A 24,299-nucleotide genomic window follows, 5' to 3' on the forward strand; every position below is an offset into this window, starting at 1 on the left:
CCGATGAACCAACGGATCGCAAGATTGACCTGAGCTTCGCGAAGCAGACGCCGATCATGGACGATTCCCAGAAGGAAGCCTGCCAGCATCAGGCGCACCGCAACTTCGGGGTCGATCCCCGGCTGTCCAGAACCGGGCGAGTAGCATTCCGAGACGGCTTCGCGCAGCCAGGAAAGATCCAGGACGCGATCGACGCGGACGAGGATGTGGTCGTCTGGAAGGAGGTCGCGTAGCGACCCGCACATGTAGAGTTCGAGTTGATCGCGCTCCTTCCGACCCAGCATCGCTGCCTCCGGCAATCATCGACAGGACCAGTGAATCAGGGGACGCCGACTTCTTCAACAGCTCCACAATGCGAGACTGCAACAGGGTGAATGCGGCTTTGCTCCGAGCATGGTTAACGAGAAGTGCCAGCCGGCCCCACGCAATCAGACCGCTGTGGCTAAGCCTTGCGCAGCTCCGGGGGGATCATGCCGCTACCCCTCGGTGATCCCCATCGGAAAGCTGCGACCTCGACAAGGTCGACACTTGTCGAGGTCGCCGACTTTTTTACAGAAGCCCCTCTCGCTTTGCTTCTTCCTTGGCTTTCCCGCCAGCGGCTTCGGCTACGCCCGAAACCTTCTGCGCCACGGTTTGCGAACCCGCGTCATTCGTCTCTGGCTTCAGGCCTTTGTCTTCCGCAGTCTCGCTCGCTGCTTCATAAGCCTTGCCTGCAACGTGCTCGGCCTTATGCAGCGTGTCGCGGCCCTGTTCGAAAACCTCATCCCGGACGTGGTCTCGCGCCTCGCCCATCCATTCATCTTCCTGACGGGTGGCCGGAAGCATCGCCCCTACCGCTGCACCAATCGCAAGGGCAACAGCTCCGAATACAAGCGGCTCGTCGTGAATAAGGTCTGCGACGTTGCGCTGTGCTCGCGAACCGGCGCGATACGCTTGCCGCCCCGTACGACGAGCGCTCTCCATGGTGGCCGATCCCGCAGAACTCATCGCATCACGGGCGTCGTGCATGCCACGGGTTGTCGCGTCTGCCGCTGAACCCGTTGCGTCGGAAACGGAGCGGCCCAAGCCCTTCGCGGTATCCGATACACTCGAAGCAGCATTCGAACCTGCCTCGCCCGCGGATCCGACCGCTCGGGAGAGCCGATCGCCCATTCCAGAGCTACTGGATCCCGAAGTTGCCGAAGTGGACGCAGACGACGATCCACCGCCTGCCCCCGAACTGCCGAAGGAGGTACGACCCGCTTCGGTTCTCTCCGCGTACCGGCGATCGTCTGCCGGAAAGGCCTCGTCGAACCGATCGTACTCGCGGTCCTCTCGCCAGCGAGCCAAGCGATCGGAAGCTTCGTGCGTTTTCGCCCGTGTACCTTCACCGAGGAGAAGCCAGGCCAGCCCCGCTCCGACCAAGCCAAGCGCCAAAGGGTTATCCCGAACCTGGCGACCCAGATTCTTGACCGTATCCGCGCCTTGGCCTTCCTTCAGGTATCCGGAAAACTCGTCAACGATCTGCCCGACCGACAGACGATCCCTGATGGCATCGAACGTCGAGTCCAGATTGGAACGGTGAGTTTCGGCTTCTCTTTCCAGCCGATCGGTATCGCTGCTCATCGGGTTTGCTCCTTGGCAAGCTTTGCATCCTTGCCCAGCTGCCTGGTTGTACGGGACGGCATGAGGCTGCCGGGGGCGAGTTCCTTCTTCCCTTTCATAAGCAGCACCGCACCAACCGCTGCGAGAGCTACTCCAACGATCAGTGCGGCCCAGCCTGGTCCGATGTCCGGATCGCCGATTTTCGAGATCGCAGTGACAAGCGCCGCGGTCAGCGTAATCAGGGAAACAAGAAGGCAGATTGCACCCGCCGTTATCAGTCCGCCGCCCGCCTCGATCTGGGTGATCTTGTCCGACATTTCTGACCGGATGAGGCGCGTCTCAGTCTGAACGAGTTCACTCGTCTCGCGAAGCGCATGCACGACAAGGTCGGGCAGCGAGCGCGGCTCTGCTGTCGTTCGTGTCTCCGAACGCGACTGCGGATCGTTGGGATCAACGCTCATGATTTTCCCCTTTAGCGCTAGGATGGGAAGACGTGGTGTTTGTGGATGGGCTCAGGGGCGAAGCGGCAGTAGCCCTTGACGCTGAGGACGTCTCTCCCGCCGGGCGCGCCGGAATACTTGGAGCTGCCCCGACACCACGGGCGGTTCCTGTGACAGGGTCACGATCTTTTGGGAACGCGCCTTCCGTCGGCCGCGGCTGGTCCGAATAGGAGGGGCGATAACCAGCAGGTACTCGACTACCGACGCGGGAGTTGGAACGGTCAGCAGAGGCCATGTCACGGCTGCCTTCGTCCCTTCCTTCGCCACCGGCGTAATCGCGTTGGTCGTGCTCGCCTGATGAACGAGCGAAACGGCCTAACGCCAGTCCAGCGAGCGCCGCGCCGACCAGGAATGTCGCAGGCCGCTCCCGTGCGAAACGAGCCACCGACTGCGTAATCTCGCCGATATTCTTGCCGTGAATGGTTCGGGAAGCCTGCTCGAGCCCGCCGGCAACTTCGCGAACCAGGCTGGACGCCATCGACTGATCGCGCTCTCCCAACTCGTCAGATGCCTTGCGAACAGCTGCAGCGAAGTCGTCGAGACTGCCCGCGGCTTGCTCTTTCCCTTTTTCACCCTCTTCCCGCGCCCGGGCACGGGCCTTCCCTGAAAGATCGGACGCCGCGTCGCGAATGCTATCTGCGGCATTGCGAGCTTCATCTTTCGCCGCCTGGGCTTCGATCCGAACGCGATCTCTCGTCTGGTCGAGATCATCCTGGGCTTGACGGGTCCCAGTTTTCGACGGGGTTGATGGATTATCAGAGGTCATAGGTTCAAACCTTTCAGCTGATGCCAAGGAGAGACAGGACGACGAGGACGACGACGATCAGTCCGATGACGTAGATGATGCTGTTCATGGGGCGGCCTTTTCGCTGGTGGGATTGGTGGAGCACGGTGCCGGCATTCGATCCTCATCGATCATCGGTGATTGTCCCGTCGCTGCATGGCAGCCAGAACCAGCGTTGCGGGCAGAGCAAAAGCTAACGTCCCCCACGACACTCGCTTCCGGGCGTTCGGATGGTCCCCCCGGATCCGGTTCGGGGCAGCTTCAGACGCGAGATCAGCCTCGTCGGATGCACGGCGCGAACCGCCGCTACCGGCGACATGGTCTGCAAATTTCGCACCCCGCATGCCCATCGGACGAGGTTCTCCCGTCGTTGAATCCCTTGCGGTCTGGTGCTCCATTTCCGAATTCAGTTCTCCGCCGACGATCAGGATCGTGGTGGAAAGCCAAATCCACGTCATGAAGCCGATCAAAGCGCCGAGCGAACCGTATGTCGCGTTGTACGAACCGAAATTCGCGGCATACCAGGAGAACAGCACGGAGGTGATGACGACGAGGACCATCGTCAGAAGAACCCCGGGACTGATCCATTTCCACTGGGCGGATTCCCGGCTGGGACCCCATCGATAGAGGGCGGCGATCCCGAGAGAGACCAGAATGGCCATGCCGACATAGCTGCCGATTCTAATGAGCCATTCCACTCCTTGGCCCAGCCCTATGGCGCTGAGGATGACGGGGACGACAAGGACAACACCAAGGAAAAGGACAGCTGCGCCGACAGCAGCGATCGTAAACGCAAGGGAGATCAACGTAAGTTTGAAAAATCCCCGGGTCTCGGGCTCGTCGTAGGCAACGTTCATTGCCTCGAAGAGAGACTTCATTCCTGCGTTCGCACTCCAAAGAGCGACAAGCAGCGAAATGACAAACGTAAAGCCAAGCGTAGCGCTGTCCTGCTGCGCCAGCCGCTCCAACTGATCACTGATAATCTGCATCCCACCCCCCGGAACGACCGCCGAGAGGTTTGTGACTTGCTGCTGGATGGTCGAGGGATCGGCAAACAGGCCGAAGACTGACACAAAGGCTGATAATGCAGGCACCATCGCAAGCAGTAGGTAGTATGTAACACCCGCAGCAACCAGCATAACGCGATCGTCGCTTATCTCAGCGTAGACCCGCCATAGAATGTCCTTCCAGCCGGCTGCCGGAATCTCTGACGGACCCGTCGCCTTCCTACCGCGATCACTACCGGACATATCTTCGAGCCAAGTTGTTAGCCGACCAACTGTGACAATCGGTCATGATGTTCTTCGGCTTCTCAACTGCTTCTGAACGATGGGGTTCCCGATGGGCGCTCGAAAATTCGGATCTCCAGGCAACTGACCGTGGTGGAATCGGCTAAAATCTCCGATGCCTCTCTGTCTCCCAGCGTACGGACGGGGCTTCAGGGCTTCTACCCTTGGCCCCTACCGAAACGGCCCATTTCGCCGGAGTGGCGGCGGCGCCCAGTATCGACACGCTCGTATGGACAAGCGAAAGCCCGGTCGCTCCTTTCTGGAACAACCGGGCTATTGCGCGGTAACAAGAGGCCGACGGACGCTAGAAAGCGTTCGTCGGCCAGTCGACATTCACCGGACGACGTACACGACCTGACGATTGTTCGGGTCAACCAGAACCGGCTGACCGTTCACGTAGACGTAGCGGTAGTCGTAATCCGGGATCGTCTGCAGTTCCACCGTCTCGGGCACCTGCGCGCCGACGACGGCCTCGCCTTCCAGATAGACCGGATCCACGGGGTTCGACCGGACATACTCGATGCGCTCGTCCGGCGGATTCAGCGCAGCGCCGGCAACAAGCCCAGCAGCACCGCCGACTGCCGCGCCGATTGGCCCGCCGACAAGTGCACCCGCGACGGCTCCGGTCGCCGCACCGGCCACTTCGCCAGCCCCACCTTCGTCTTCATAGGTAACGACCGGGTATTCCGTCCGGCGCTCAGTGACGACCACCGTCTCACCGCCCGCATCCGCTGTCAGATACTGGCTGTAAGCCCAACCCGACGTGCCATCGACAGTGACCCGGCACCATGAACCGCTGTCTGTGCAGCCTTCCAGCGTAGCGGTATCCTCATTGCCGATTACGCCGACGATTTCGTAGGTGGGGCCAGGACCGGCGCGAACATTGAGGTCGGTCGTCGCCGAGACCGCGGTCTGCGCGGAGGCAGGGATGGCCGACATTGCAAGGATGGTAGCGGTACTAGCCGCGAGAAGGGTGTTGAGTTTCATCGTTCGTCTCCCGTTTTTCTGATCACAGCCGTGTCGGTTCAGACGCGCTGTTCGGGTCGATAAACAAAGGGAGTGGCGAACCAGTTCCGCCTCGCGAATTGGGGATAGTCGATATTTTTCAATCGTTTATCTGGCGTTCATCAATGTGGCAGAGGCTCCGGAGTTTACTGCTTGATGTTGCGAGCGTTTTGTCCCTTCCGCGGATGGCGAGCCTCAATTCTGTCGCGAAATTGCCTTGCGGAGCCTGCGACTGACCACGCCTCGTCAAGGCGACACCTTCTTCGGACGGCAACTAGCTGCGTCAGCACATCCGTTTCGATGTCGCCGGTGAAAGCCTCGAAGGGCTCGGGACAATTTTCCGGAAGCTGGAGCATATTGCAGGGAAACGAAGCAGTTTCGCGATCCCTCCGAAACCACCCCGTTCGATCCCGTCCGCGACTGATGAGAAAGCCCGGCCGTATTCCAGACTCCCTCCCCTGACATATGGGCGGGGCCAATGGCGACACTCGGCTCAATGCTGCCATTACCAATCACAAGCCGACACCCCAGGCGTCCAACTCAGTCCAGGAACATGCCATGGAAGAAGCCAAGTTTGGTTTCGATGCCTACCACATCCTGCTTGTCGCCTTGGGCGCGAGCCTTCTGGTTTCGTATTGGCTGCCCCATCTTTTTGTACGACGACCCCCCGCAGCGACGGCGCTCCTCATGGCCTGCGGCATGGTGGGTTCGCTTCTATTCCCTGGAATCGTTGTTGGAATAGACCCAACGAAGAACCCGGCCATCTGGGAAATCGCGGCCGAGCTGGTGGTGATTGTTGTTCTCTTCGCTACCGGGCTGCGGATTGACGATCTGGGTGGTCTGCGGCTTTGGCGACCAACGATCAGACTCCTCGCGATAACAATGCCTCTAACCATTGCCGCGGTTGCGTTTCTCGGCTGGAGCGTCGCAGGGATGACTCTCGGAGGAGCAATCCTTCTCGGGGCGGTGCTGGCACCAACGGATCCCGTTCTGGCTGGAGACCTTCAAATCGGCCCGCCGCTTGAGGGGAAGGAGCATCCTGTCCGGTTCGCGCTGACCACCGAAGCCGGCTTGAACGACGGCCTTGCGTTTCCGTTCGTCTATCTGGCGCTCCACATCGCCTCACAAGGCGCGAACCCTGGCCTCTGGCTTACCGAGTGGATTGCCTGGGATGTCCTCTATCGTATTCTCGTCGGGACCGGGCTCGGCATCGTCATTGGGTGGCTGCTCGGACGCATACTGATTGCTGTCCCCGCCTGGAACACGATAGCTCCCTCGGGCCCCGGGGTGCTCGCTCTTGCCGGGGTGTTCCTTGCGTACGGGGTCGTGGAACTTGCCGAAGGCTATGGATTTATCGCGGCTTTCATTGCCGGCGTCGTGTGCCGGCGGGCCGAGGCACGGCATCAGTTCCACAAGCAGCTACATGCCTTCGCGAGTTCGATAGAACATGCCATCACCGCTATCCTGCTAGTGCTCCTCGGCAGCGTCATGCCGTCGCTTTGGCCTCACCTTGACTGGAGCCACACCGTAATCGGGTTTGGCTTGATTCTGGTGATCAGGCCCGCGACCGGAATGCTCGGCCTCATCGGGACTCCTCTAAGCCTGAGGGCGAAAGCCGTGGTCGCGATCTATGGCGTGCGCGGCATTGGGTCGCTCTATTACTTGGCGTATGCGTCCACGCACGTTGAGTTTGTCGATGAAGGGCCGCTCTGGGCACTTGTCGCGTTCACGATCTTCGCTTCGACAGTCTTTCATGGCCTTACAGCGACGGCGACTGTCGAGGTGCTGGATCGCGAATATGTCGACGGTGGGGGATGTCAAAGTCGAACCGGCCCCTGATGAACGCCTGCTGGCAACGCGATTGCCGCTGGAGGCAGAACTGCCCACGGACGAAGTGCATCAGACCAAGTGGCGATCTCGGGCTATTACTCCGCCCCTATCGCCCGTCTTCGAATTCCCCGTTCCTCCGAATCAGCTTTGACGACGGGAATCGGGACAAGAGCTGCGAATCGCCCGGTTGAGGCAACTAATCCGAGAAGCCCATAATCAGGCATTCGGGTTGGAACTACGAAACAGCAGTCGCCGACATCACGAGACAGCAGCGATCAGACCTAGGCGAAGCGCCAAAGTCCTCGCGGAAAACGCGAGAATCTCTCGTACTACGGGACTAAATGCGTTCTTTGGGTGGAAATCAGCAAACTATGTGTCGTGAGACAGAGTGGTACGCCCAAGGGGACGCTAACCCCGCCCCTTGAGGCTCATGATAATCAGACGCTTACCGCGGATTCATTCATGCAAGTTATGCATACTGTTATGCGCTGACAAGCCTGACGGGCTCGATCCTGCTATCCTCTTGAAGCTGGTTCTGCGCTGTTCTGCGTATCTGGTTTGCCTCCGCGCACGATCTGACGGCTGACGCCGGAAAGCGCAGGGGGTGGGCAATTACCCTTCGACTTTGAAATCCAATAGATTTCCTCTATGTAGCGAACAAATAGAAAAAGAAGATTAGCGCTTCAATGAATATAGTTGATAAAACCCAAACCATTATGTATTCCGGGTTATAATCACATTCTCTTGACATATTGTTCGATCCTACTGCGAGCGCTCGAAAAGACAGAATAAATTATTCGTTGCCGAGGGCCGAACTGCCGACTTCAGTTGTTCCAGTACGGACGTACACCGGTGAGGCCTTGCTTTATCCATGCCTTCCAGTCCGAGCGTATGCGCGGCTTTATGTGTTGGTGGAGCAGGATGTAGCCTGCAAGAATTGGATGATGGAACACGGCGGCCGTTGCAGCCTTTCGCACTAGATGTATCGTCGCGTAATCTTCCTGAACCATGTTCCAGTTTCTGTGCCACGGCGCCGCGCTCATGTGGTTTAGCTCGAATAGGTCGGTGCGCCCATAGGCCGCTTCGTTGACCTCCCCGGTCAGCAGCGTTCCAGGTTGGCAATCGGCAAAGCTTTCGTCGAAAGCGATTCGGGGCAGCATGAGCGAGCCGCCGCAACGGATTCCGAGTCCTGCTGCGATGAGCCGTCCGTCCACCTTTATCAAGTGCCATTCCAATCGCTCACGTTCGGCGAAGTTTTGAACGACGCGCTTGTAGAATGCCGTCTCGCTCGGACGCTGCAGCAGCGCTGTACCGGCCCGCCGCTTCCAGCCGGAATTTTCCAGTTCAAGGAACTCCTGAAGAAGGCTTTCGTCGGCCTTGCGACCAGACCGCAGCTCAACTGTCACGACACCTTTTCCATCCAGCTTCTTGCGGTATCGCTTCAGGTTGCGTTTCAGGTTCCCGCCCAGCTGGTCGTGGTAACCCCTGGTCCCGATGCGCAGATCGATCTTGTCGTATGGAAAGACCCGGCCCCTCATCACGGCATGGCCGGAAAAGCCCTCGGCAACCGCTTTCCAGAGTGATGAATTCTGGCGGACGGCGGGGAGTGCGAGCCCAAGATGACGGGGCTGCTCCCGCCTTGCTTCATCTAGCAGAGCCGCCAGCGTAGGTCCCGCATGCTCGGACGCAAGCGCAATGTCACCTGAGTTCGTGAGATTGTCGAACGGTGTCTGAAGCAACGGAAACGCGCGTCCGAAGAGCGGGTGGGGCTTCACGACCACCGGCAGCACACCGACAAGCTCTTCGAGGCGGTACGCAAAGCTGCAAAACCAGCCCTCATGCGGTTTGATTTGATGCCTGAAGAAGGCCTCGATCCAGGCGGGCAAAAGCGAGGGAAGGGCTCGAGGCGCGCTCCAGGCAAGGCGGTCCCACGCCTCAGCATGATCGGAAAGCCCTTCGAGGTCTCGGACCGTCACCGTCCTTATCTTAATGGCGTCCATCATCTTCATGACCTTTAGCTGCTGTGGTCGGACCGCTTGCTAACGCCTGCCGTGGAGGCGATGCCAAGCCCCGCTCAGTTGAACAGGCGATGGGGCATTCATCCGGCCAATACCGGGCCGCTGCGAACGCGCCGAACTCGAGATGTGCGCCCCGCCACAGCCTGGACCTCCTCGACGGCGAAGTCGGAACGAGCAGACGATGCGCAATCTGCCGTCGCATCATGCAAATCGCGGCGAATGGGCCCGCTGGGTCTTGGCCCTTCTAGTCCGCACCGAGCGCTCGATGCCCTGGACCGCGAGGGTGAGCCCGAGCGTGACCCACAGGTTTGCGGCGACGTAGGAAATCCCCGAAACCGCATCGACGATGACCACCGCAAGCAGCGTCATCCGCATTCCGCCGGAAAGCCGCGTGAGTTCTACCGGCTGGCTCTCGGCCAATGCGGGACGGAGGCCGCCCATCAGGGCGTAGACGAGAAGTGCCAGAAAGCTTAGCCAGCCGAGGATACCGGTGTGGAAGAGCAGTGCCCCCAGAAGATCGAGCGACGCCAGTTCGTCCCATCCGTGCCCGAATAGTGGCTGTCGGTCGAACGTCTCCAGCGCAGACACGACGCTTCCCAAACGATCGTAGAACGATCCGCTCGCCGTCTTTCCAGCCGTCACCGACCAGAGCGTACGGACGAAATCCGGGTCGACGATGCTGAGAAGGGAGAGCCCTATAGCGCCAATTGCGAGCAGCGGAATCAGCCGGCGCATGTCCGAAGCGACCCATAGCGCTGCGACGACCGCAAGGCCGATGTAGGCACTCGTCGAGGTGGACAGGACGGCCGTCAGGCCTATGAAGCAAGCGGCGAGATAGAAGCCGGCTCTGCGGTACCCCGCCTCGACTTCGGCGGTGAAGAGGGCGATCCCCGTGGCAGCGACGGCGTAGCGCGCAAAGAAGGACGGCTCGATCGCGACGGCGCTGATCCGGACCACGCCCTTGATGTCCTGGGCGAACATGTCGGCGGAATCGCTGATCGAATTGTTGAAGAGAATGGCGGGATACTCAAAGCCCATTGTGCCGGCGGCGAGTTGCAGCAGACCCCAGGCCGAGACGAAGACGGCGCTTGCGACGATGACGTCGATCGCCGTGATCAGACGGTCGGGTGTCGACACGAAGAACGCCACGACGGCTGTGATCAATAGCCCGTCGAGGGCGATCAAGGCTTGGGTGAGGTTGGAGATCGTGGCCTGGTAGCCGAGAACCTTCGAGAAGATCGATAGGACTATCGAGGCAAAGAAGACGATGAGCAAGATGCCGATGGCCGCGGCGTGACCGGTCCGGGGTATCGATAGAGCCCCGAAGAGAAAGAGAAGGCCAGCCAGCGCGGACAGCCAGTGGGTGGGCTGGAGACCGAAGGTATAGGAGGTCACATTCACTAGCGCGGTGCCCGAAAAAGCAGTGAACGCGATAAGGAGATAGACGATCGACCGTGGCGCCGCAAACATCAGAACCAACGTCAGCGGAATGAGCACAGAGCCTGTGAGCGTCAGCTCCATCAGGTCACTCGCCGGCTGTCGCGATCGCTTCGCGCAAGGAGCGCCTCGGACGCGAAACACTGCCGGCCGGAGCAAGGTCGCGCCGAGGCATCGGACCATCCGTGTGTCCCGCCTGTCGCTTCACAGCCACAATCTGCTCGGTAACAATGACGAGGACGAGCCCGAAGAGAAGAGCGAGGGTGCCGGCCAGGGTGAGAATGAGCACGGATTTTGGATGCGACGGTTCGAAGGGCTCTTCCGCGGCTGAGATGATCCTGATCCCGGCGACGAAGAGGTCGGCCTTCTGCATGCGTTCCAGCATCGTCTCGCGCTTCAGAAGCTCCGAATACACCGCGGCCGTCGCCTGTGCCCTTCGGTCGAGTTCGGATGCCTTGAGTTCGCTTCCTTCTGCGGTTGCGATCCGGTTTTGTAGTTCCGTGATCAACTGCAACAGCCGGCGCTGTTCGTCCGAACTCGCCGTCGCGTTCTGGCGCATCGCAGCGACGACCACTCCAGTCTCCTCGCGCAGGCTGGCGTCGATCTCTTCCAGCTGCGAGCGCAGGCGCTTGATCTGCGGATGACGATCCCCAAAAATCGTGCGCGCGCTGTTCAAGTCGGCGGCAAGGTTCGACCGGCGGTCCTTCAACTGCTGCACAGTCGGCGACGACAGAACTGGAGATGCCGCATTCGATACATCGGAAAGCGCCGAATTGAGCATCCCGATCCGGGACTGCATTTCAGCTTCGGTACCGCGAACTTCGGCGAGCTTTTTGTTGAGCGAGGCGAGCTGCTGGACGAGAGCAGCAGATCCACCTTCGCCGAACAGGTTGTTATCCTGACGGAACCGGCGAGCCTCTTCCTGCTGCAATTCCAGCTCTTCCCTGAGGGACTGAACCTCAATGGACAGTGGCAGGACCGCATCGGCCGTGACAGTCGCAGCTCGCCCTCTGGCCTCCTGCACGGCGATCGCGGCGATGTCGTTCGACACTTTAGCGGCGAGTGTCGGATCCTCTGCGGTATAGGAAACTTTGATTACAGCTGTCAGACCGATCTGCGATACTGATATTGCCTCGGCGATCGTCTGCTTGATGCGCGTCACTTCCTGGGCTTCGGAAAGAGGCCCCCGGCCCATCCCAAGATAGTATTTGATCGGCTTGAGGAGGGAGTTGCGCCGCGGCGCCAGACTGTCGATCTCCTTGCGGGAAAGCTGTTCGATAAGGAGATTGACGACGCGGGGGGCGCGGATCGCTTCGATCTGCGTCTGAACGACTTCGGCCGCCTGATATGCCTCGCTCGCTTTCCGTTCGGCGACCGCGTCGCCCCTATCGCCTGTGATCTCGATCAGGGCGGTCGCCGTGTAGGACGGCACGGTATAGACGAGGTAGGCGCCAGCGATCGCGAACGCGACGACCAAGCTCAAGACGAGGATCGGCCATCGCTTGAGGCTGCTCAGGATCAGAGCGAAGACCGAGATTTGCCGTACCGCCTGATCGTCTCCTACCTTGCTCGTCCTCATCGCTCAACTCCAATTCGAGATCGGCCTGGTCCACGGCCGGTCCGCACGAGCACGCAGGAGAGTGTCAAGTCTCCTCCACCGAGGCTCAAGATCAACCGTTATCGGCAGCCGTCTCATTTGGCGAATATCCGGCGAGATCCTCTGTTAACTAAATACACACCATAGTATTATTCGGCAAGTCGCCGATTGTCGCGAGGGTTAATTCTAAATATTTACTTAATTTATTATGGATCTAGACGCTGACTGCTAGCGTATCAGCCTGGATGGGCTCGCCGCCGCGCGACGCCAGCCATCGATGCGCCCCGCGCTTCTGCGCCGCCAGATCCAAGACCGGGTGACGATTTGGGTTGAGCGTCCCGCGCGGCATCAGGAACGGCGCCAGGGCATGAGCAGGAAAAAGGCAGCCCTTCCGCGTGCTGATCCCGGAATGATATCCGGTATTTTTCACGATCGCGGCTTCGCGTGGGCCGCAGGAATCTAGGTCGCCGTGGGGATAGCTGAAATGAGCGACCTCCTGTTCGGTCGCGTCGATAAGGAAGTTGCGGTTCCCGCGTATTTCGGCCTCCGCCGACTCCTCGTCGAGCCCACTAAGGGGCCGATGACTTTCGGTATGACCTCCGATCGTCACGAGCGGACTTCGGGAGATTGTCCGCAGTTCCTCGATCGTAAGCGCGTGCTCGTCGAGCAGTGCGGTGGTCGCTATACCGTACCGAACGAAGAGGTGCGCAAGCAGGTTCTGACGCTGGAGGACGTCCTCTTCGACCCACCGCGTCATCACGCGGAGGGCGTAACGTTTCTCCGAAAATCTGTAGGCTTGGAGCCGCTGATCCAGGGGCTCGAAATCGATACTCTCGAACCGCCTGACGAGAACCTTCAGGCCCTCCCACCAGTAGTTCATCGTCCGATCGATCATCCCACTCGTGACGTAGACGCTGAAGGGCGCTTCGAAAGCCTCGAAGATGGGCAGGGCGTGCGTAAGATTGTCCCGGTACCCGTCGTCGAACGTGAAGACGACGAAGCGGCGCTGATCGTCCTCGTCGGCAAGCCGCTTCAACGCCTCGTCCATAGTGACGATGCAGATGCTCTTTCGCCTGCAATAGGACAGGGCGCGCCTCATCGACCGCGTCTCGAGACAGATGTCCTGGTAGAACTGGTCGCTTGCGGACTCGACCAACCGGTGGAGCATCACTGCAAACCCCTTGCCGCCATAGCGCTGGTCGACGAAGCGGGAAACCGGAAAGGTAGACGCCAAGATGTTGAGAGATTCGATTGCCTTCTGCGGCAAGACACGCGGCCGTTTGGCAGTTGGCCTACATACCGGAGCGGCGGACTGCCCAGGGGACCAGCCTGTGTCAGGATCGACCACAGTCACGGCTCTGACCTACTTGACAGAGCGCGACCGTTGAATGGCGATGTCACGCCATTCAAACGCTTGCGGAGCATCTTGGCGCCCGACAGAAGAACGGGATTCGCGCTGATGGCAGTCTTGAGGGCTCCACGCGTCCACTCTACAGCGTTCGCGCTGCCGCAATGAAGCCGACCCCGTGCGGTCACCGGATACCGGCATCGGTGTAGCGGGACGCTTCGGTTGACCCACGAGAACTTGTAGGCCTCGTCGCCCCAGGTGAAATCGAGGGACTGGTAGTGGTTGGCGCAGGCCCACCCGCACAGGCTGTGAATATATTGCAGCCCAACGGAGCCTTTCTGAAACCGGTCCAGATCGAATGCCGGCATCACAAGAAAAAGGACACCTCCGCGCGAAACGCTCAAGCTGACAGCCATCGGCTCGTCCTCAAAGGAGAGGCTCGAAAGATGAACGAGGTTTCCCCACTCCCTTTCCGCCAGCTTCTCATAGAAATCTCGATAGGCCGGTTCGTCGAAGAGATCCCGGACTCCCGTACTGCGGTATCGCTTTGACTTGAAGTTGATCATCGTCTGCGCAATTTCGATCGCCTGCACAGTCGAGGACGCGGTCGAGAAGGCGACCTTTCCCTGCCGTCCGAGCATCCGCTCCTTGCGCTTGAGGCTCGACAGGAACGACTTGGACAACTGGCTCTCGTAGGCTTCGAGCCCGCCCGCGAAATCGGCCAGAAAAGCGGTTTCGTGGACTTTGGTTCCAAGGTGGAGAAGCGGATTGGGGACACCCTCCACCATGGCAGGCATCTTGGGGAAATCAACGACGTCAGAGTCTCCGACAATTGCCTGAATGGTTCTCCAAAGCTCTGCGAAGCGAGCCGGCGTCAGCTGCTCGGCAAAAGACTTCGCCATGACGGGTGCAAAATAATCGACAACCTTGAAATCCGGGCTCGTCAGTACTCTCGCGCCGTTGAGATGAAAGAGCACGAGCGGAAGGATCATCTGCGGCGTGCCGGCGTCGTCGCTGACGACAACAATCCGCGGCACAGCGCCTTGCTCGACGCCGACGGTCTCCAAGAGTGTCGAGACGAAGGAGTAGGTCTGAAACGGTGTCGCAGCGCCGCTCGTCTCGAGTTGCCGCCATGAATCGGCGACGTCGGCGCATCTGTCGGTAACGGAGACAATCAGACCGTTCTCTACAGCCTTCGAAGAACTACGCATTGCGCTTCCTCCATGCGGGGGGTCGGCCGAGGGACTGTCTTATGAAACAAGCCGCTTCGAACAAAAACGAGCGTGCGGTGAGGGAGACGAAAGCGAGGTAGAAGACACCCGCGACCGTGAAAAGGACCGCGAAATGTTCCGGTCGATCCAGAGAAGAGATCGCTGGCATGGCCGAGAGTGAGACAAGAAGCAGACCGAGCGCGGCACCACCCGCCGTGCCAACGCTCAATGTTCTTGCAGTCGCGTTGAAGGGCCGACGGAAGAGGCGGCGGAAGACATAGGCTGCGGCCGGAAGGTAGAGCCAGGCGCGCAGGACGAGCACCGAAAGGCAGATGTAAAGTCCGACCGGGAGCAAGGTGACGAGAATGATCGCATCGACGAAGGCCGCCGTTGCAAAGAGCCAGAAATTTGCCTGCGGATACCCGATGGCCCGGAACGCGATCCCGAAGAGGTAGAGCATAAGAACCGCAAGACCGACCAGCGAGAGGTACGGCAGGATCTGAGCGGTCTGCGACCACTGTGTTCCGAAGAGGAGGATCACGAGGTCCGGTCCGATCACAGCAAGGCCTGCAAACAGGGGGAAGGCGAGGATCGCCGTCGTGCGGACATAGGTCAGGAAGACGTCGGCAACGTCAGTCCGGCTGCCCTGAAGCAGGCTCAGGACGGCGAGGATAGATTTGGCGATCCCCTCGCAGAACGTATCAGTGGCGGTCTGCACGAGCCGGTAGGCGATCGTATAATAGCCGAGGATGGTCGGTCCGAGCAGCATCCCGATGATGAGCCGATCAGTGTTGACGCGTGCAAAGTAGGTCAGCCGGAATCCGATCGTGCTCGTCCAATAGCCTAAGAGGTGACGGACCACGGAAGGCTGGACGCGGAGCTTCGGCCTCCAGCCGACGGTGATCCAGGCAAGGCTCGACTTCACGACAGTCTCGACGATCTGATTGGCGACCAGCGCCCAGATCCCCCACCCGAGGAGCGCCAGCGTAAGCGCCGCTGTCCCGGCCGCAATCTGCGCCGCAAGCGCAATCTTGATCGAGCACCGGAAATTGAGCTGCTTTTCCAGCAAAGCGAGCGGGATATTGCCGAGCGTTCCCATCAAGGAAGCGATCGCGAGGACTTGAAGAACCAGGGCGAGCTCGGCCGCTCCAAGCAGGGAGGCGATCGGCTCGGCAAACAGTACGACCGTCGCGACGAGCAGGATGGCAAGACCGCTGTCCATGAAGAAGGCCGTGGAAAGCATGTCGTCGCTCAGCTGGGCACGCTGGATCACGACCTCGCCCATCGCCTTGTCGACGAAAGCACCGATGAACATCTGAACCACGGTCGCGAGCGCGAAATGCCCGATGTCGATCGGCGCGAGGATCGTGACGAGTATCAGGAAGACGCCGAGCGAGACCGACTGGCCTGCCCAGAATCCGACTGTCGCCCAGCCGATCGCGGTAGACGACTTGCTTTGAGAAGCAACACCGCGCGTCGCGGTGGGTTCCAGCGCTTCGTCGAAGTTCGCTGTCATATATCCTTAGCCTCAGGCTGCGCCCGGCCTGCGCGACAGCGTGCTGTCCGATCACCAGAGAAAAGCTCGGTCGAGCGATGCTGCGTTTGCCAAGGCTGAAAAGCGGCGGGGCCGGTAGTGCGTCGGGTCATCGCACGAAGTAACGGCGTGCAAGTCGCGGCAGAGCGCCGACCCATCCGAAGGGGCCGACTTCAGTCCACATCAGGCGGTTGTTCGCGACGAAGTCTTCGTACCAGACGCTGCGTTGCGCCGAGCGCGTACCGCCTGAGGCATGCTGACGGTGGATCATGATCGCATCGCCGCAGTAGCGGCCGTAATGGCCTTTCGCAGCCAATCTCAGTCCCCATTGCGGGCCATAGCCCCAGGCGTTGCCGCGGAAGCGTTCGTCGAAGCCGCCGCTGTCGAGGAAAAGCGCTCGGCGAACGGCGAGATTGCCCTCTGCGGGCGCATTGATCACGCAGGTGCCCGGCAGGAAGAAGTTTCCGAAGACGACACCAAGACCGTTTGTCCATCCGACGATGCGGCCCCGCAGCTTTGTCTCGCGGGGAAGGAACAGCCCGAACACCGCCTCCGATCCCATCCGCAACAATTCGGAGACCGGAGAGCGCCAGCGCGTCGTGTTGACCTCGCGCCCGTAGCAATATGCCGCTTCCGGATAACGGCTCATCGTTCCCAGATGCGCCTCCAGCCATCCATCACAGGGGACCGCGTCGTCGTCCAGCAGGATGCATATCTCGGCTGCCGAGTGCCTGATAGACGCGTTGAGCGCTGGGATGAGGCCAGGTGTTTCCCTGTAATCGACGGTAAAGTTTGCTTCGCCCATATTGCGGTAGACGGCGTCACGGCAATCGTCGCCCTGCAACGCGACGCGGATCGGAAGGTCGGGGTAAAGCCGCCGGATCGCGACGAGCGTCGCATTCAGAACTTCGAGCCGCCCCAGGCTGGGAATGATGACTTCTGCCTTGATGCTCATGGCGCACTCCAATGCTGGCCGTAAGGACTGCCGGAATACCGCCTGTCGAATGTCGGAAAGAGGTTCAGCGAAACGCTGGCGGCCCCGGTATGCGCGCAGGTCCGGCACGGTGCATGACTTGCGCCCCGCATCCGTCGGCAGCCGCTGGAAAGGACGACCGATGGCGTCACGGGTCGATCCTTTCGTATGCGCGGATATAGTCAATCACCAGCCTCGCCGGAAACTTCGTCGTCTCGTCCGGATTGCCACCCCAGTTTCCGCCAACCGCCAGATTGGCGATCATGTACATTGGCCCCGGCAGGACGGCCTCCGCACGCGCGACACGTTCGCGATTGACGTAGAAATCGATGTATTTCTCCTGCCAATCGACGCCATAGGTGTTGAAGTCGGCTGTGGGATCGACCCGATCCGATTCCGCACCCCATTCGACGCCACGGGCACTGGTGTGGATCGAATGATAGATGCGACGGGGTTCGTGCCCGAGCATCTCGAAGACGTCGATTTCCAATGCCTCGTCGTGCGTCATGCCGACGAGCCAGAAGGCTGGCCACATCCCTTGCCCGGCTTGCATCCGGCAGCGGATCTCGAAATATCCGTATGTCTGAGCAAAGGTTTCTTCGGTCGTGACCAAACCCGAGATATAAGGGAAATCGATGCGGTCGCGGGCCGCTTTCGGCGTTGGCCGCGCGATGATCTCGAGGTTGCCGCCCTTTACTTCGAAGGGTGCATCGATCTCGCGGAGATCGATCGCATCGAGATAGGTTCGGTCGACGTAAAGCTGCTGCTCTTCGTTTCCGGCAAGGGTCCGCAGGTTGCCCCAGCGTCGGTAGTGGTTGATGAACTTGTCGGAGAGATCTCTCTGATTGTCGAACTCGGCCGAAAATCGGAGGGCGTAGCGGTCGATGTCAATAGAGGCCTCCTTCGATGAGGCGTGGGGTGCGCTTGCGAGTAGGGCGAGCGATGTGGCTATCGCCAGGGTCGCCGACGTCGGAACGAGACTGCACGTCTTTCGAGAAACCAAGGGAGCAGACCGTGCGAGGCCGGCTGCACCGGATCGGATCATGGCTGCGGCGACCGTCTTAAACCTCCGGTAAGGGGACGGCGTCATCATGATCTCAGACGGTGCGGTTGCAATGGATGTGGTCACGATGAGGCTGAATTCGCCGAGGTCCTTAACGCGGAATCCCGTTTCTGCTCGCTTCGAACCTTCGTTCAGGCCATTCGCGAAACGCCAGCGCACAGGGAGTGAGACGATGGCGGATCCGCTGATCCGTATACTCGCGATCGCCTTCTGCATCCTCTTTTGGATCGCATTCATCGCCATCTTCCTCGGCTGAAGCGAACGTTGACGCCCCCCCGGAACCGAGACCTCGTCGATCCTGCGCCCGATGCTGACCGTCTGCCTGAGGGTCGATCTCACTTCGAATAATCCCCTCGCGCCAGGACGACGATCGGAAGGGTCTTCACCAGGATCAGGAGATCGTTCGCGAGCGAGAGCTGCCTGACGTAGTAGGCATCAAGCCGAACCCGCGTCGCGTAGGGCAGCGTGTTGCGTCCGCTCACTTGCCAGAGACCCGTGATACCAGGCCTGACAGCCTGATAGGCAAAGAAGTTTTCGCCATAATACGCGACTTCCGCTTCGACTATCGGTCTGGGGCCGACGAGACTCATCTCGCCCCGGAGGACGTTGATCAGCTGCGGCAGCTCGTCGAGGCTCGAGCGCCGCAGAATGTTGCCGATGGCGTGGACGCGCGGATCTCGCGACAGCTTCCGCGCCGCCGCCCACTCTTCGGCGCTCACTGGGCAGTCCGCCAGGAGCCTTGCGAGCATCTCGTCGGAGTCGCGACGCATCGTCCGGAACTTGAGACACTCAAAGGTCCGTCCGGCCATGCCTACACGCTTTTGGCGGTAGATGATCGGTCTGTTGTCGCTGATCAGAAGGGCGAGCGATATCAGAATGAGGAGCGGCGCAAAGAAGATCAGTCCGGCCAACGCGAAGGTGACGTCGATCGGCCTCTTCCACAAGGAAGGTCCCTTACGTCTTTCGGCCTCGCGCTGTCGCTCGGACCGGGTCGGATACCGTCGGGCCCGGCGGTCGCGGAATTCACCGTTAATATAGGGTGATTGGAAACTCAAATCACTCATGGATTGCAGCCACTGCAGATTGGTCCGGCAAAAAGCCCATCCCGCCTCCCCGGCTGGTCGTGGAGGCAGCACCCTCGGCGAATTTACCCGAAAACATGTGCCGCTCGAGCGTGCCGCGGATTCGCACCTCGAAGTTCGCTTCGTTGAAGCGGAGAGCACCGCGCCGGATCGCGGACGGGTTGAACGAGGCCTCGCGCCCTTCGAACGCCTCCACGGCCGCGATCAGCGCTTCGACACTCTGCTCGCCGAAGAGGACGCCGTAATCGGGTGACGATACCGTTTCGAGCAGTCCGCCCTTGGCAAAGCCGATGACTGGCCGGCCCGCGGCCATCACTTCAACAGGAACGATGCCGAAATCCTCCTCCCCCGGAAATACGAGGGCACGGGCTTTCCGGAAGTGTTCCCTGAGAACCTCGTTGCTCTGCCGCCCGAGAAACGAGATGCTCGGTCCTGCGATCCGCCTGAGACGGGCCTCCTCCGACCCTTCCCCAATGACTACGAGCTTCTTACCCATCTTCGAGAAAGCTCGGACGGCGAGGTCCACGCGCTTGTATGGAACGAGCGCACCCGCGACGAGATAGAAGTCCGAGACTTCGGTTCCCAATGCGATGGCGTCGACGGCGACAGGCGGATATATCACCTCCGCGTCCCGGCGCCAGTAACGTCTGATGCGGCGTGCCACGTGATGGGAATTGGCGACGAAATGGTCGACACGGGCCGCTGAATTGACGTCCCAGTTGCGGATAAAGGGACCGGTCAGCCCCATTCCGATGCGCGCGATCCGGCCCGCTCCCGCATAGTAATCTTGATAATGGTCCCACATGTACCGCATGGGCGTATGACAGTAGCAAAGGTGAAAAGCGTCAGGACGCGTCACAACACCCTTCGCCGGCCCGGACTCGCTGGAGATTACGAGATCATAGGATCGGAGGTCGAAGTGCTCGAGAGCGAATGGCATCAGCGGTAGTAACCGCCTGTAGTTCTTCGTCGCGCCCGGAATGTGCTGAAGAAACGATGTCGTCACATTATGGCGACGAAGAGTAGGTGAGATCCTAGAGTGGTCGCATACAAGCGTGAAAATGTCTGCGTTCGGAAAAATCCGGGCGAAAGCTTCCAGCACCTTTTCGCCGCCGCGCATATCGACGAGCCAGTAGTGGACAAGCGCTACACGAAAATCCGAAAACGGCGAGCGATCCCTATGCACGACACATTACCCTTAGCTCTTTCTTCAGGCGCCAAACAGCGAACCAATTTACATAAATTCTTTCGATTATGAGCGACAATCCAGTAACGAAAGAATTATGCGCCATATAAACGAGATGTCAACGAGGTTCATCAAATTATTACTTAAATATTTACGTAAATTTTAGGGATTGCTTTAAAACAGGACGGACATAGCCAAGGCACTTGGCCGGTCGCGGTCTACTATCAGCCGCTAACCGGAACGCAACGCGCTGCCGGGCGGCGAATATTCGCCGGTCGTAGCCGATGGTGGCTATATCGAGCGCAGGAGGCGAGATGCCGTGCTCGAGAGTGACGGACGCCTGCGCAAGTTCATCATCGAGTGCTTGTCGGAAGGCTGGTCACCGGAGCAAATCGGGCACTGGCCGAAGAATGGTGCGGAGCAGAAATTGCGCGTGCTCGCCACCGATACCATCTACGCCTCCGTCTATCGCGCCTCACAGAAGGTCCGCGAGCTCTGGCGCTGTCTCCTGCGCCGGCGCAGGACGCCTTCGCTACAAAGATCACATCACGATCGACAGGCGCTTGAGCCTTATCCGTAGTTGGTCGGCAACGAGCGCGTCAGCCTACGGTGGCGCGCAACTCTCCAATGTCCTCGATCGGTCGAACACCGGTTCGACGGTCTGGGCCGACACCGCCTACCGGTCGGCCCGTGTGAAGCGCTTCCCGTAGAGAGTGGCGAACTGCGCTTTGGCTGTTGATTTCTTCGGGGAACTGACCCGGGTTTTCCATCGAAAAGTGACCCGCCTTCGGGTTAAGTTGGGATGGTCATGTCGGGGGTCAACGTATGTTCGCCTCCTTTCTTCTTGCGGTTAATGGTCACGGCGCTCCCCGTGAAGCTGAAGCTGTCAATTGAGGTTTCCAGGGTGCCCGATGTGGGCTTCCAGGAGACATCGGTCGCCCCCGGACGTCTCGAGAAGGGTCGAGAGACGGACGCAAGCTTTTGCCTCATATGCTCAAAAGTTGCCGATCCCTCTCCGGACAGCGGGGCCCTATGCAAGTCGAGGATATTCGAAATCGCTTTTCTTTATAGGCGGGTTTTTAGCGCGCCCTTCTGAAGCTGACCGCAGCAGCGGGAACACAGTGCATTCGAGACGCCTACGAGGCAGTCGGTTGCGTCCCAGACGCAGCATCTTGCCATTGCAGCCATGGTTTCGACCATACTTGCCATATAAATAGCCATAATTATAGCCCACCACACCATACGCACTAAAGCTGCACGCAGAGGAAAACCGGCTGGCGTCGGGGTCGTTTGGGCTCCTCTCAACATGCAGCCAAATGTCCGAATTGGCCTTCGACGATTCATTCACACCGACGCGCTTTCGCCTGCGGAGAGTTCTTGGCGGACCGGCGCCGCTCGATCGCGCGCTGTTGAGGGCTTGCTCCCTCGCGTCGCCTGCGTCGGTGCGCGTTCGCCAACGGAATTGCCCGCGCGAACATTTTGCAGGAACGGCCAGGGCAGTGCCTGGATGACGTCGTTCAGTTTGACGATATCAACCGGCCTCGGCGCCTTCTTTGTCCCATAGCGCTTTGTCATGCCGGTCTCGGCATGACCCATCAGCGCCTTCTTGACCTCCTCGCCGTGTCCGGCTCGTCCAATACGATCCTGGAAGCCGTGACGGAACGAATACAGGCTGAGGTCCGGCTCGGTGATCGCCAGATCCTTCCTGAGGAGGTCCCCAAAGAACGTGGACGCGTAATTCGAGAGGCGCGCCAGTGTTCGGCCGTCGTCGTCCATCTCTGGCCAGAGCCATCGCCGTTTTTCCGCGCGCGCCTGTTCCACAAAGTTGAGAAAACCGAGATCGAGCAGCTCGCGGCGAATCGGTATCCAGCGACGACGAGCCAATGTCTTGGTTGTCCGGCCACCGGCGTTGGTCACTGAGAAGCAGAGGATCTCAGGGTGCTCATCGTGAGGGAGCACCGTATCTGGTCCGAGCTGGAGGACCTCCGACGTGATCATGCCGTGCGTGCACGCAATCAGCGGCAGCCAGAACTGCAACTCTCCACATGCCTTCGCCAAAGGCGACCGATGGCCATCTGTGAAGATCCGATGCGAGAAGATCGCTTCCACCTGCGGACTGGTGAACGCTTCTCGCATCCCTTCATCGCCGGGCACCTGGATGAAGACCTTCGTGCCGATTTCCCGTTCGATCCAGCCGGCGTTCCGAGCGGTCGACAAGAGGCTCGTGATGTAGCTGACCTTCTTGTTGACGGTGGCGGTCTTGTAATCCGACCGCGAGCTCAGCGTATCCCGGAAGGCGAGGACGTGCTTGCGGGTGATGACGCCGATGTCCCGAAGGCCGGTTTGCGATTCAAATATAGCCACGGTCTTGCGCATGTCGCTCAGATGGCTTTCTCGAACCGCCTGCTTTGCCGCCATTCGATTGGCGACCCACGTCTCGATGCAATGGGTCAGGGTCTTCCCTGTCCAGCCGTCCGAGGATGCAGCGTCAGCGGACGTGGATGTAAGACCGGAGGATGGATCACTTACACGAGACGCGCGGACCGAGGAGGATGTGCCGGCGCCTTGCGATGGTCTCGCTTGCTGCCACCGACCTTCAATCGTGTCTGGATGGGCATTTCCGAGGCCGCCCTGGCGTGATTCGCGCAGCCGGAAGAGTTCAAGATAAGACAGTTCCGCCGTTTGGCAGGCGGCCATGAAGCGCAGGAAATGTGGGTCGGACCGTGTTACCGCGACGCCGAGCTTTCGAACGTAGCCCCGAACGAAGCCCGCCCTTTGCTCGCCATACTCGGACACTGGCAGCGACTTCAGGAGCTTTTCTCTGTCGATGTGATCGCGAACGATGCGCGCGTCCCGCCAGGGGATGTGGGACAGATCGGCGTCGGTCGACAATGCCTGCCCAGTGATCTCCGATAGGCGCGCCTGCCAATCCTCCTCGGCAAGACTGGCCTCGAACCAGGCTGCGAGGGCCTCCCAGTCGGGCCACGCCCAATCGTCGGTACTCATTACCAGCAAATCACCGTCGCGCCGGGCGAGGCCACTGCGGTCGCTGGCTTCCGCGAACCGTCGATCCCAGAGGCGATCGAGGTCGAGGGCCGCCTCGCGAGCCTGTCGCTCGACTGACGTCCGAAGGGATTTCTGAACCCGTGCGAACGGAAAACTTCCGCGCAGGTCTTCAGGCACGCGCCGGACATACTGCCAGACGCCGTTGCGCTTTGTGAGATGATTCGAGATCGCCACTTCATCCGCCATGTTGCACATGTTGTTATGCAGCGGCCTGACAAGCAAGCCGCGCATGAGGGCGGTAAGTGATTGATTTATCGAATGGCCGTAGTACCATTTCAATGAAATGGTACGCCCAAGGGGAATCGAACCCCTGTTTGCGCCGTGAGAGGGCGCCGTCCTAACCGCTAGACGATGGGCGCTTGCTGGTGAGCGAGGATATAACCGGGCGATTTGCCCGATGCAAGGGGGGCATCGGGCAAATTCTGCGAACTATTGCGGCAGCGCGTAGCGGGCCGTGACGCTGCCGTCGGTGAGCGACACCAGGTACAGCGACACCTCGGACCCGTTGCGCACCCGCAGGAGCGCCTGCTTGCCGTCGAGCGAGCTGTCCAGCACCTCGCTGCCGGCCGGCAGCGCGATGGTCGTCTCGATGCCCTCCAGCGGCCCCGGCCCGCCCATGGTGCGGTAGACAATGGCCGCCAGCACGGCCATAAGCCCGATCGTCATGATCCCGATCGAGACCACCAAGAGCCGCACCATCTTGCGACGGAGCCGTTCGGTCGCCGGGTCGAGCGGCTTTTCGGTGTCGTCGTTGTCCTCGATACTCATGGCGCGTCCGGTCGGTCTGGCGGC

General features: G+C 60.1%; 20 protein-coding genes and 1 tRNA gene. 2 read left to right on the top strand and 19 right to left on the bottom strand.

From position 1 onward, the window contains the following. From H9Q09_RS05005 to H9Q09_RS05030, 6 genes are all read right to left on the bottom strand, one after another. Positions 1-284: transposase (locus tag H9Q09_RS05005; RefSeq protein ID WP_187390160.1), on the bottom strand; the 284-nt coding region annotated here is incomplete at its 3' end. Between the two features lie 265 nt (positions 285-549). Beyond that, a complete protein-coding gene (locus tag H9Q09_RS05010) occupies positions 550-1,605 on the bottom strand; it encodes a DUF3618 domain-containing protein (protein WP_187390161.1) in 1,056 nt (351 codons plus the stop codon). Next, positions 1,602-2,045: a phage holin family protein gene (locus H9Q09_RS05015; RefSeq protein ID WP_187390162.1), complete on the bottom strand. Its 444-nt coding sequence runs from the start codon at positions 2,043-2,045 to the stop codon at positions 1,602-1,604. Before H9Q09_RS05015 ends, H9Q09_RS05010 begins: the two co-directional genes overlap by 4 nt. Further along, positions 2,035-2,850: a hypothetical protein gene (locus tag H9Q09_RS05020; RefSeq protein ID WP_187390163.1), complete on the bottom strand. Its 816-nt coding sequence runs from the start codon at positions 2,848-2,850 to the stop codon at positions 2,035-2,037. The genes H9Q09_RS05015 and H9Q09_RS05020 overlap by 11 nt, the downstream gene beginning before the upstream one ends. A gap of 149 nt (positions 2,851-2,999) precedes the next feature. After that, positions 3,000-4,118: a YihY/virulence factor BrkB family protein gene (locus tag H9Q09_RS05025; RefSeq protein ID WP_187390164.1), complete on the bottom strand. Its 1,119-nt coding sequence runs from the start codon at positions 4,116-4,118 to the stop codon at positions 3,000-3,002. A 372-nt stretch (positions 4,119-4,490) separates the two neighbouring features. Further along, positions 4,491-5,144, bottom strand: a complete 654-nt coding sequence (locus H9Q09_RS05030) for a DUF1236 domain-containing protein (protein ID WP_187390165.1) — start codon at positions 5,142-5,144, stop codon at positions 4,491-4,493. A 576-nt stretch (positions 5,145-5,720) separates the two neighbouring features. Between H9Q09_RS05030 and H9Q09_RS05035 the strand changes: the two genes are divergently transcribed. Next, the gene (locus H9Q09_RS05035; RefSeq protein WP_187390166.1) at positions 5,721-7,001 is read left to right on the top strand and encodes a cation:proton antiporter; all 1,281 of its coding nucleotides are present in this window, start codon (positions 5,721-5,723) and stop codon (positions 6,999-7,001) included. A gap of 815 nt (positions 7,002-7,816) precedes the next feature. On the opposite strand, the gene H9Q09_RS05040 is transcribed toward H9Q09_RS05035, so the two are convergent. From H9Q09_RS05040 to H9Q09_RS05085, 10 genes are all read right to left on the bottom strand, one after another. Continuing rightward, positions 7,817-8,995 carry a GNAT family N-acetyltransferase gene (locus H9Q09_RS05040; RefSeq protein ID WP_187390167.1) on the bottom strand — a complete coding sequence of 393 codons (1,179 nt, stop codon included), beginning with the start codon at positions 8,993-8,995 and terminating at the stop codon, positions 7,817-7,819. Positions 8,996-9,211: 216 nt separating this feature from the next. Beyond that, positions 9,212-10,531: a hypothetical protein gene (locus tag H9Q09_RS05045; protein WP_187390168.1), complete on the bottom strand. Its 1,320-nt coding sequence runs from the start codon at positions 10,529-10,531 to the stop codon at positions 9,212-9,214. Positions 10,532-10,535: 4 nt separating this feature from the next. Continuing rightward, positions 10,536-12,026 (bottom strand): GumC family protein, encoded by a 1,491-nt coding sequence (locus H9Q09_RS05050; protein WP_187390169.1) that lies wholly within the window; start codon positions 12,024-12,026, stop codon positions 10,536-10,538. Between the two features lie 232 nt (positions 12,027-12,258). Beyond that, positions 12,259-13,311, bottom strand: a complete 1,053-nt coding sequence (locus tag H9Q09_RS05055; RefSeq protein WP_187390170.1) for a polysaccharide deacetylase family protein — start codon at positions 13,309-13,311, stop codon at positions 12,259-12,261. 83 nt (positions 13,312-13,394) lie between these two features. Further along, positions 13,395-14,603 (bottom strand): GNAT family N-acetyltransferase, encoded by a 1,209-nt coding sequence (locus H9Q09_RS05060; RefSeq protein WP_187390171.1) that lies wholly within the window; start codon positions 14,601-14,603, stop codon positions 13,395-13,397. Next, the gene (locus tag H9Q09_RS05065) at positions 14,596-16,119 is read right to left on the bottom strand and encodes an oligosaccharide flippase family protein (protein ID WP_187390172.1); all 1,524 of its coding nucleotides are present in this window, start codon (positions 16,117-16,119) and stop codon (positions 14,596-14,598) included. The genes H9Q09_RS05060 and H9Q09_RS05065 overlap by 8 nt, the downstream gene beginning before the upstream one ends. Before the next feature lie 127 nt (positions 16,120-16,246). Next, a complete protein-coding gene (locus tag H9Q09_RS05070; protein ID WP_187390173.1) occupies positions 16,247-17,092 on the bottom strand; it encodes a glycosyltransferase family 2 protein in 846 nt (281 codons plus the stop codon). Between the two features lie 166 nt (positions 17,093-17,258). Beyond that, positions 17,259-18,410: a glycoside hydrolase family 16 protein gene (locus H9Q09_RS05075; protein ID WP_187390174.1), complete on the bottom strand. Its 1,152-nt coding sequence runs from the start codon at positions 18,408-18,410 to the stop codon at positions 17,259-17,261. Positions 18,411-18,508: 98 nt separating this feature from the next. Next, positions 18,509-19,237 (bottom strand): sugar transferase, encoded by a 729-nt coding sequence (locus H9Q09_RS05080; protein ID WP_187390175.1) that lies wholly within the window; start codon positions 19,235-19,237, stop codon positions 18,509-18,511. After that, positions 19,230-20,441, bottom strand: a complete 1,212-nt coding sequence (locus H9Q09_RS05085; RefSeq protein ID WP_348646276.1) for a glycosyltransferase — start codon at positions 20,439-20,441, stop codon at positions 19,230-19,232. Before H9Q09_RS05085 ends, H9Q09_RS05080 begins: the two co-directional genes overlap by 8 nt. Before the next feature lie 319 nt (positions 20,442-20,760). Between H9Q09_RS05085 and H9Q09_RS05090 the strand changes: the two genes are divergently transcribed. Further along, entirely contained in the window at positions 20,761-21,021 is a 261-nt protein-coding gene (locus H9Q09_RS05090; RefSeq protein WP_187390176.1) for a hypothetical protein, read from the top strand. 764 nt (positions 21,022-21,785) lie between these two features. Here the strand turns inward: H9Q09_RS05090 and H9Q09_RS05095 are convergent. The 3 genes from H9Q09_RS05095 to H9Q09_RS05105 all read right to left on the bottom strand — a co-directional run bounded on the left by H9Q09_RS05095 (position 21,786) and on the right by H9Q09_RS05105 (position 24,275). Then, on the bottom strand, positions 21,786-23,786 hold the full coding sequence (locus H9Q09_RS05095; RefSeq protein WP_187390177.1) for a DUF6538 domain-containing protein: 2,001 nt from the start codon (positions 23,784-23,786) through the stop codon (positions 21,786-21,788). A gap of 5 nt (positions 23,787-23,791) precedes the next feature. Next, positions 23,792-23,866, bottom strand: a tRNA-Glu gene (locus tag H9Q09_RS05100). 70 nt (positions 23,867-23,936) lie between these two features. After that, positions 23,937-24,275 (bottom strand): hypothetical protein, encoded by a 339-nt coding sequence (locus H9Q09_RS05105; RefSeq protein ID WP_187390178.1) that lies wholly within the window; start codon positions 24,273-24,275, stop codon positions 23,937-23,939. Positions 24,276-24,299: the final 24 nt, after the last annotated feature.

The organism is Aurantimonas sp. DM33-3 (assembly GCF_014334315.1).
Taxonomy (GTDB): domain Bacteria; phylum Pseudomonadota; class Alphaproteobacteria; order Rhizobiales; family Rhizobiaceae; genus Aurantimonas; species Aurantimonas coralicida.

Bases quoted from the DNA above. Each gene is read 5' to 3' on its own strand.
- H9Q09_RS05010 (WP_187390161.1), bottom strand. From the start codon at position 1,605: ATGAGCAGCGATACCGATCGGCTGGAAAGAGAAGCCGAAACTCACCGT.
- H9Q09_RS05015 (WP_187390162.1), bottom strand. From the start codon at position 2,045: ATGAGCGTTGATCCCAACGATCCGCAGTCGCGTTCGGAGACACGAACG.
- H9Q09_RS05020 (WP_187390163.1), bottom strand. From the start codon at position 2,850: ATGACCTCTGATAATCCATCAACCCCGTCGAAAACTGGGACCCGTCAA.
- H9Q09_RS05025 (WP_187390164.1), bottom strand. From the start codon at position 4,118: ATGTCCGGTAGTGATCGCGGTAGGAAGGCGACGGGTCCGTCAGAGATT.
- H9Q09_RS05030 (WP_187390165.1), bottom strand. From the start codon at position 5,144: ATGAAACTCAACACCCTTCTCGCGGCTAGTACCGCTACCATCCTTGCA.
- H9Q09_RS05035 (WP_187390166.1), top strand. From the start codon at position 5,721: ATGGAAGAAGCCAAGTTTGGTTTCGATGCCTACCACATCCTGCTTGTC.
- H9Q09_RS05040 (WP_187390167.1), bottom strand. From the start codon at position 8,995: ATGATGGACGCCATTAAGATAAGGACGGTGACGGTCCGAGACCTCGAA.
- H9Q09_RS05045 (WP_187390168.1), bottom strand. From the start codon at position 10,531: ATGGAGCTGACGCTCACAGGCTCTGTGCTCATTCCGCTGACGTTGGTT.
- H9Q09_RS05050 (WP_187390169.1), bottom strand. From the start codon at position 12,026: ATGAGGACGAGCAAGGTAGGAGACGATCAGGCGGTACGGCAAATCTCG.
- H9Q09_RS05060 (WP_187390171.1), bottom strand. From the start codon at position 14,603: ATGCGTAGTTCTTCGAAGGCTGTAGAGAACGGTCTGATTGTCTCCGTT.
- H9Q09_RS05065 (WP_187390172.1), bottom strand. From the start codon at position 16,119: ATGACAGCGAACTTCGACGAAGCGCTGGAACCCACCGCGACGCGCGGT.
- H9Q09_RS05070 (WP_187390173.1), bottom strand. From the start codon at position 17,092: ATGAGCATCAAGGCAGAAGTCATCATTCCCAGCCTGGGGCGGCTCGAA.
- H9Q09_RS05075 (WP_187390174.1), bottom strand. From the start codon at position 18,410: ATGAATGCGATCCAAAAGAGGATGCAGAAGGCGATCGCGAGTATACGG.
- H9Q09_RS05080 (WP_187390175.1), bottom strand. From the start codon at position 19,237: ATGAGTGATTTGAGTTTCCAATCACCCTATATTAACGGTGAATTCCGC.
- H9Q09_RS05105 (WP_187390178.1), bottom strand. From the start codon at position 24,275: ATGAGTATCGAGGACAACGACGACACCGAAAAGCCGCTCGACCCGGCG.